Annotated in this window: 7 protein-coding genes; all 7 read left to right on the top strand. The window is 57.6% G+C overall.

The window, feature by feature from the left end:
* Window positions 1-532 precede the first annotated feature (532 nt).
* From ACFOYU_RS10940 to ACFOYU_RS10910, 7 genes are read left to right on the top strand one after another with little or no spacing between them, the layout of a single operon-like run.
* On the top strand, window positions 533-1,540 hold the full coding sequence (locus ACFOYU_RS10940) for a Bug family tripartite tricarboxylate transporter substrate binding protein (RefSeq protein WP_377033556.1): 1,008 nt from the start codon (window positions 533-535) through the stop codon (window positions 1,538-1,540).
* Window positions 1,541-1,575: 35 nt separating this feature from the next.
* Window positions 1,576-2,049, top strand: coding sequence for a tripartite tricarboxylate transporter TctB family protein (locus ACFOYU_RS10935; RefSeq protein WP_377033555.1), 474 nt, complete (start codon window positions 1,576-1,578; stop codon window positions 2,047-2,049).
* A gap of 22 nt (window positions 2,050-2,071) precedes the next feature.
* Window positions 2,072-3,595 (top strand): tripartite tricarboxylate transporter permease, encoded by a 1,524-nt coding sequence (locus tag ACFOYU_RS10930; RefSeq protein WP_377033554.1) that lies wholly within the window; start codon window positions 2,072-2,074, stop codon window positions 3,593-3,595.
* Window positions 3,592-4,986, top strand: a complete 1,395-nt coding sequence (leuC, locus tag ACFOYU_RS10925; RefSeq protein ID WP_377033553.1) for a 3-isopropylmalate dehydratase large subunit — start codon at window positions 3,592-3,594, stop codon at window positions 4,984-4,986. The genes ACFOYU_RS10930 and leuC overlap by 4 nt, the downstream gene beginning before the upstream one ends.
* A complete protein-coding gene (leuD, locus tag ACFOYU_RS10920) occupies window positions 4,983-5,597 on the top strand; it encodes a 3-isopropylmalate dehydratase small subunit (RefSeq protein ID WP_377033552.1) in 615 nt (204 codons plus the stop codon). Before leuC ends, leuD begins: the two co-directional genes overlap by 4 nt.
* A 43-nt stretch (window positions 5,598-5,640) precedes the next feature.
* Window positions 5,641-6,438, top strand: coding sequence for a GntR family transcriptional regulator (locus ACFOYU_RS10915; RefSeq protein WP_377033551.1), 798 nt, complete (start codon window positions 5,641-5,643; stop codon window positions 6,436-6,438).
* Window positions 6,439-6,457: 19 nt separating this feature from the next.
* Entirely contained in the window at window positions 6,458-7,348 is an 891-nt protein-coding gene (locus tag ACFOYU_RS10910; RefSeq protein WP_377033550.1) for an oxaloacetate decarboxylase, read from the top strand.
* The last annotated feature ends 35 nt before the right edge of the window (window positions 7,349-7,383 follow it).

The following is a 7,383-nucleotide window of genomic DNA, read 5'->3' as shown; positions in this document are numbered from 1 at the left end:
GAGAGGGCTTTGAGGTTTTCGCAGACTTTGCCACAGACTTGTCGTTGGCCCTGGTCGCGGCGGCCTTCCGGGCCGGTGCTTTCTTGGTCGAGGTCTTGGTTGCTGCTCGTGCCACTGATCGCTCCTTTCATTGAACACAGCTTGGTTGCGGCCAATCTAGGAGCACTTGCTTGATTGTATAGGCTAGGGGTCTTTCGTCCAGCCATACTATCCAAAAGAAACTAATGTCTGAGCAGACTCGTGGTCTTCGATAGCGGGTGCGAGTATCAGGTTCTGAAGGCTTTAGCAGTGCTCACCGGCTGCCTCTGATTCGATAACTTCACCCGACATGACCTATAGTGTCCTGTTGCCGATCTACTAGGTCATCTCGCCTCAACGGCGATGACTTCGAGACGGATCCAACTAGATCCTGGTGCTTGACAGAGGTTCTCTCTCCTTCCTCCAAATGTCCTATTGACATGACATTAGTATCATGGAGCATAGGAGCCGCAGTCCCAAAAACAGGCACGCACAACGCTCGGGGAGGAGCAACATGTTTGAATTGAACCGTATAACCGCGGTGATCGCTAAGGCTGTTGGTACGGCCGCGTTGGCGGCCACCTTCGGTCTTTCCCCTCTAGCTTCTCAGGCAAAGGACTGGCCAACGCGCCCTCTGACCTTTGTTGTTCCTTTTGATTCAGGAGGCAGTGCCGACAGAATGGCCCGTGGCTTGGCCGAGCATATGTCGCCACGGCTTGGGGTTCCCATTCAAGTCGTCAATCGGCCGGGTGGAGCTGGCGCGCTTGGCGCAACATGGTTCCAACAGCAGCCAGACGACGGCTCACACGTTATGGTCATGCAGGCAACGCCCTATCTCGCCAGCGCTATTCTTGTCAGCGGAGCACCTGTTAAATGGTCCGACTTCGAGTTGCTCAATGCTCAGTGGAATGACTATGGCATCGTGGCCGTCAACAAGGACAGTCCGTACAAGACGCTGGGCGATCTTATTACCGCGCTCAAAGAGCCAGGCAAGGTTTCCTCTGGCATCATCGTCGGCAACGGCGGTCACATCCAGACGATGGCGATCCTAGATGCGCTCAAAGTCTCGCCGAAAAATGTCCGTTTCGTAACCTATAGCGGTGGCGCCCCGCTTCGCACAGCACTTGCTGGAAATCAGGTCGACTTCGAAATCCTTGCAGCGGAAGCCGCAGAGCCAATCCGCGATCGGATCCGGGTGCTTGCGGTTGTGAACGAGACCGATCCCGGAAACTGGGGAGCTCCCCTGCTCAACGAGGCGCTGAAGCAGCAGAGTATCGAGGCTGTGCCCCTCGTCGGAGGCAACGTCACGGGTCCGATCGTACATGCTTCGATGAAGAAGAGCCATCCCGATCGCTACAAGATCCTTCTCGATGCCTATCGCGAGACGGTACAGAGCCCCGAGTATCAGGAATGGGCGAAGAAAGCGAACATGGGCGCGGATTGGGTCGGCCCGGAAAAAAGCCAAGCCTTGGTGGACTCTGCCTACGAGACGCTGACGCGATACGCGTCTGAGCTGAAGTAAGCCGCAATCAATTTCAACGCTAGGCTGATGGACCAATGCAGAGTCTCAGAAACGAGCGCCGGGCTTGGCCCATCGGCGCAACCATCTTTGCGCTTGCCGTGGCAGCGTCATTCGCTGGTTACGCCTTTGATGTCGTCAGCAAGGCGCGTGGCGCGACTGATTCGATGATGATCGTTCCTGCCGCGGGTATCGGGATTGCGGCTCTAATCGCTGCCGTTATTGAGGACTGGAGAGCTCCTGCGAGACGCCACGATGCTTATGAGGCGGCGGCCGGAAAGGCCCAGGATATTCGAGCACTGAGCTTCATGGCGGCGCTGGCTGTTTACGTCGCCGCCATTCCATTCGCAGGCTTTGACATCGCCTCGTTCGTTTTCCTTGCGACAGCTCTTCTCATTCAAGGCGAGCGACGTCCGATCGTCGTCCTCGGCTTCTCGCTAGCCTGCGCTGTGGTTGTCGTTTGGACGTTTGTGTCAGCTCTCGACGTGCCGCTGCCTACCATCCTTCTCTAATGCCGATACCGACGAGGATGCCATGATCGATACAACCGCCGCCTTTGCCGGCTTCTCGCTGCTCGGGGATCTCCACGCATGGGCCGTCGTGCCGCCGGGCCTTCTCATTGGTCTCGTATTCGGTGCGATTCCGGGACTCTCTACCTCAATCGCGATGGCGCTGTTTCTTCCAGCCACGCTCTACATGGACTTCTTGCCAGCGATCCTTTTCCTCACCTCCATCTTTACAGGGGGTGGGTTCGGCGGAGCGGTACCGGCGATCCTTATGAACATCCCGGGAACGTCCGCGGCGGTGGCAACCGCTTTCGACGGCTATCCTATGGCTCAGCAGGGCCGGCACAGCGAAGCCCTCGGGCTTGGCCTCGCCGCTTCCGTGATCGGAACGTTTGTCGGCTATGCTGTCCTGCTGTTGACGGTCGACTTTATCGCCGAGTGGGTGCTGCGACTTGGGCCAACTGAAATGTTGCTCGTCGCGCTATGGGGCCTGACACTGATCGCAGTACTGAATACCGGCAGCTTTGCGAAGAGCGTTGCCGCAGGTGTATTCGGATTGCTGATCTCGACCATCGGCTATAGCGATGCTGGACAGATGCGTGGCACCTTCGGCTCGATGTACCTGCTCGACGGCATTCCTGTGATCCCGGTGCTGATCGGCCTATTTGCGGCTTCGGAACTCTTTAATCTGATTGGGCGGGACTACATCGTGCGCGATGAGGCACTCAGGGTGGTCAGCATTCGGAAAATCTTCGCTGGGATGGCCGAGTCGTTGCGCCACCCGGTGGAGCTACTTCGAGGAAGTCTGCTGGGCGTCGGAATTGGTGCGGTGCCTGGTGTGGGTTCTAGCATTGCGAACCTAGCGTCCTACGGTATCGCGAAGCGCCGTGCTAGGAACCCAGACTCGTTTGGAAAGGGCAATCCGACGGGTGTTGTCGCCTCGGAATCCGCGAATTCGAGCTCCGAAGGTGGATCGATGGTGACCCTACTGGCCCTCGGTCTCCCAGGTGGCGCTGGGACAGCGGTGCTCCTAGGAGCATTTGCAATCCACAACGTCACCGGCGGACCTCGCTTCATCGCCGAGAACAAGGACATCGTCTATGCATTGATCTTCGGGAATATGGCCCAAGCACTGCTGCTTCTCATCATTGGCGTAATCTTTGTTTATTTCGCTGGCGCGATAGTGAAAGTTCCACTGCGCCTTATGACGCCTCTGGTTATGGTCCTTTCTGTGCTCGGTGCATTTGCAATGACGAGCAATATGGTGGGGCCAATTACAGTGGTTGTTTCAGGAGCGATTGGCTGGCTAATGCGTCGCTATGACTACCCTGTCGCTGCCGCAGTCGTCGGCCTCCTCGTTGGCAAAATGGCCGAAGGTGAGCTTGTCCGCAGCTATCAGGTGAGCGGCGGCGACATTGGGTTCATCCTTGGTAGACCTATCACTCTTGCGATTATCGGCTTGCTTACACTCTCTCTGCTGCCGCGTCTGATTGGTGTTCTGAGGGTTAAGCAACCAGTCGGAGTGAATCCGACGGGAGGTAGCATCAGATGACTGGGCCTCGTACACTGTTTGCGAAAATCTGGGACAGCCATGTGATCGACAGGGACGGCGCACAGGATCTGCTTTGGATCGATCGCCACTTCGTGCACGAGGGATCGTTCCATGCGTTTGGAAAGTTGAAAGAGTCGGGTCGAACAGTACGGCATCCCGAACTTACGTTCGGCGTCGCTGACCACTATGTTCCGTCGGACCACTCGGCGCCGCCGAGAGATGCGGAAGTGGGGCGGATGATCCAGCTTCTCCGGACGAATACAACGGAGCACGGGATTGATCTGTTTGATCTCGGCGACCAGCGCCAAGGAATCGTTCACGTTGCGGCGCCTGAGCAAGGCTTAACCCTACCCGGACTCACGATCGTATGTGGCGACTCCCATACTGCCACGCATGGAGCGTTCGGTGCATTCGCGTTGGGCATCGGGGCGTCGGAGGTTGCTCACGTCCTCGCGACCCAGACGCTTTGGCAGAAGCGCCCGCGGACTATGCGGGTGACAGTACGCGGCCACCTTAGCCCATATTGCAGTGCCAAGGACCTAGCGCTTTATATCATCGGACAGATCGGCACAGCGGGAGCTACCGGGCACGTCGTCGAGTATGCGGGTGAGGCCATCGAGGCACTGTCAATGGACGGACGGATGACGCTCTGCAACATGACGATTGAAGCTGGCGCCCGTGCGGGCATGGTTGCTCCGGATGCAACGACGATTGACTGGATTGTCGGACGTCGATTTGCCCCCAAAGACGACTACTGGCGTCAGGCGAACGAGGCTTGGGCGGTCTTGAGGACTGACCCGGGTGCCGTGTTCGATCGTGAAATCGACATTGACGCAGCACGGGTGGCGCCGATGGTTACTTGGGGAACCAGTCCGGAGCATGTGATCCCGGTTGATGGGCGGATCCCGACTAACGGGGACGAAAGGTTCTCAGATACCTTGGTCTATATGGATCTTCGGGAAGGTCAGACCATCGAGGGCGTTGAGGTTGATCAGGTCTTCATCGGATCGTGTACCAACTCACGGATCGATGATCTTCGTGCCGCGGCTGCTGTGATGACTAATCGGAAAGTCGTAGTCCCAACAATCGTTGTTCCTGGATCAGGATCTGTGAAGAGAGCAGCGGAGGCTGAGGGCTTGGACCGTATCTTTTTGACTGCAGGTGCCTCGTGGCGTGACAGCGGCTGCTCAATGTGCGTGGCGATGAATGGTGATACTGTGGCTGCCGGGAAGCGGTGCGCCTCGACCTCGAACCGCAATTTCCCCGGACGCCAAGGACGTGGTGCACGCACTCATCTTCTAAGCCCCGCCATGGCAGCGGCGGCAGCGGTGACGGGCAGAATTACCGACGTGCGCGCTCTCGGGTCCGATCGCATGGAGGTCCAAGCGTGACACCTTTCACACGCCACGAAGGCAAAGCCGTTATCCTTCCGTTGGACAACGTGGATACGGACCAGATCATTCCTGCGCGGTTCTTGCGAAAGCCGCGAAGTGCCGGATACGGAAACTTTTTGCTCCATGACCTGCGTTTCGACGAGGCTGGATCGCCAGTCGCTGGATTTCCCCTCAATGAAGCAGGTGACGACGTCCGCTTCATTGTCGCGGGCTCAAACTTCGGATGCGGCTCCTCGCGGGAAGGTGCCGTGTATGCGCTAGTCGACTACGGTATTCGGGCCGTGATCGCGCCGAGAGTCGCGGATATCTTCCGGAACAATGCGGTTCGCAACGGCCTGCTTCCGGTCGAATTGGATGCCGAGGCGCACGCGACACTCACGGCTGCCATCGCGAGTGCACCTGATGCACCCCTTAGTATTGATCTCGAATCCAAACATATTTCTCATCCGAACTTCCAGATTTCGTTCGAGATCGATGAGCCGAGCCGCCGTCGGCTACTGCTTGGCCTTGATGACATAGCGGAGACTGCTGAACGGTTTGCTGTCATCGACGCTTTTGAGACGACTTATCGGCTTGCCGAGCCGTGGCGGTGGCCGGCGGCTCAATAGACACGTCAGTTACATCGGACGCAAATAGATTTAGGGCGATAACTTGGAAAACGATCTGGCGGAAAGAACGAGCGACTTCGGCCCTTGGCCGAAGTACCACCAGATTTATCTGGTACTGCTCCAGCAGATTCAGGAGGGCGAATTTCCGGCTGGTTCAGCATTGCCGAATGAGAAGCTGATCGCCGAGCAGTTTTCGGTCTCTCGCATCACTGTTCGCAAGGCGATGGAGCGGCTTGAACGCGAGGGACGGATCGAACGCTTTCGCGGCCGGGGGACGTTCGCGCGCCCCCTCCCCACGACATCGCCAGTTCAGGCGTCCATGTCAGGCTCAATTGAGAATCTTATCGCGATGGGTCTGAAGACGAAAGTCCGGGTTTTATCCTTCGACTATGTATCGGCTTCGCCCGAGGTTGCGACCGCGCTCGAACTCCCGGTTGGCGCAACTGTTCAGAAGGTCGCCCGGTTGCGCAGCTTGGAGGGACGCACGTTCTCGCACCTGGTGAGTTATGTGCCTGAGGACATCGGACGCACCTATACTCGAGACGATCTTACCGAACTCCCCCTCCTCGTTCTTCTGGAAAGAGGTGGTGCACAAGTCGGTAAAGCGGAACAGGTTATCAGCGCAACACTCGCGACTCCCGAAATCGCAGGCTACCTGGGGACCGACGCCGGAGCTCCTCTGCTTTCGGTTCGACGCGTTGTCTTCGATCGGGACGAACGACCAGTCGAGTACATCATTGGTCTGTACCGACCGGATACTTACGAGAATCGGATGACTTTTGAGCGGCGCAGCGAAAGCAGCGGTAGGATCTGGGCACCGGCCAGCGACAACCCGGTATAAGCAGATAAGGATCAACAACATGCAATCTCTCAGGCATCGCCTTGTCGGACGCAAGGATGCACTCGTCGCACCGGGTATCTACGATGCGTTTACTGGCCATCTCGCTTCCCAAGCTGGTTTCGAAGCCGTGTACTTGTCGGGCGCGAGCATCGCTTATACCAAGCTCGGCCGTCCGGACATTGGACTGGTGTCCATGTCTGAAGTGGCCGACACGATCGCATTGATCCGCGATAGGATCGAAACCGACATCATTGTTGATGCCGACACAGGCTATGGAAATGCGCTGAATGTTAAGCGTACCGTGCGCGTCTTTGAGCGCGCAGGGGCCAACGCTATTCAGCTCGAGGATCAAACGTTTCCAAAACGTTGCGGGCACCTTGCGGGGAAGAAGCTGATTTCGTCGCGGGAAATGGTTGGAAAGATCAAAGCCGCAACGGACGCGCGTCGTGATCGGGAAACCTTGATCGCAGCGCGAACGGACGCCATTGCTGTGGACGGATTTACCGCAGCGTTGGATCGCGCAGAGGCCTATCTTGAGGCGGGCGCCGATATTCTGTTTATTGAAGCTCCCCGGAACACCGAGGAGCTCGCCACGATTGGGAGGACCTTCTCAGAGCGTGTTCCGCTGATCGCCAACATGGTGGAAGGTGGTCGCACGCCCGTGAGCGCGGCCGGTGAGCTGGCACAATTCGGATTCCGTATCGTGATCTTCCCCGGCGGTTTGGTCCGCGCCCTTGTGCATCAGGCGCAAGACTACTTTTCAAGCCTGAGGGCAAATGGCTCAAACAAGCCGTTCGCAGGTCGGATGGCTGACTTCGATACACTCAACAACGTCATTGGCCTGAACGAGATTCTTGAGGACGGCGGACGGTATGAGTCCGATGCGATCACCGTGGCACCGTCAACTTAACCGATGAGTGACCCGGATCGAGCTATCCGTGAGGG

Origin of the sequence: Microvirga sp. GCM10011540, from assembly GCF_042650665.1 — a bacterium.
Lineage (GTDB): Bacteria > Pseudomonadota > Alphaproteobacteria > Rhizobiales > Beijerinckiaceae > Microvirga > Microvirga lenta.
This window is presented reverse-complemented; position numbering and strand designations above follow the sequence as displayed.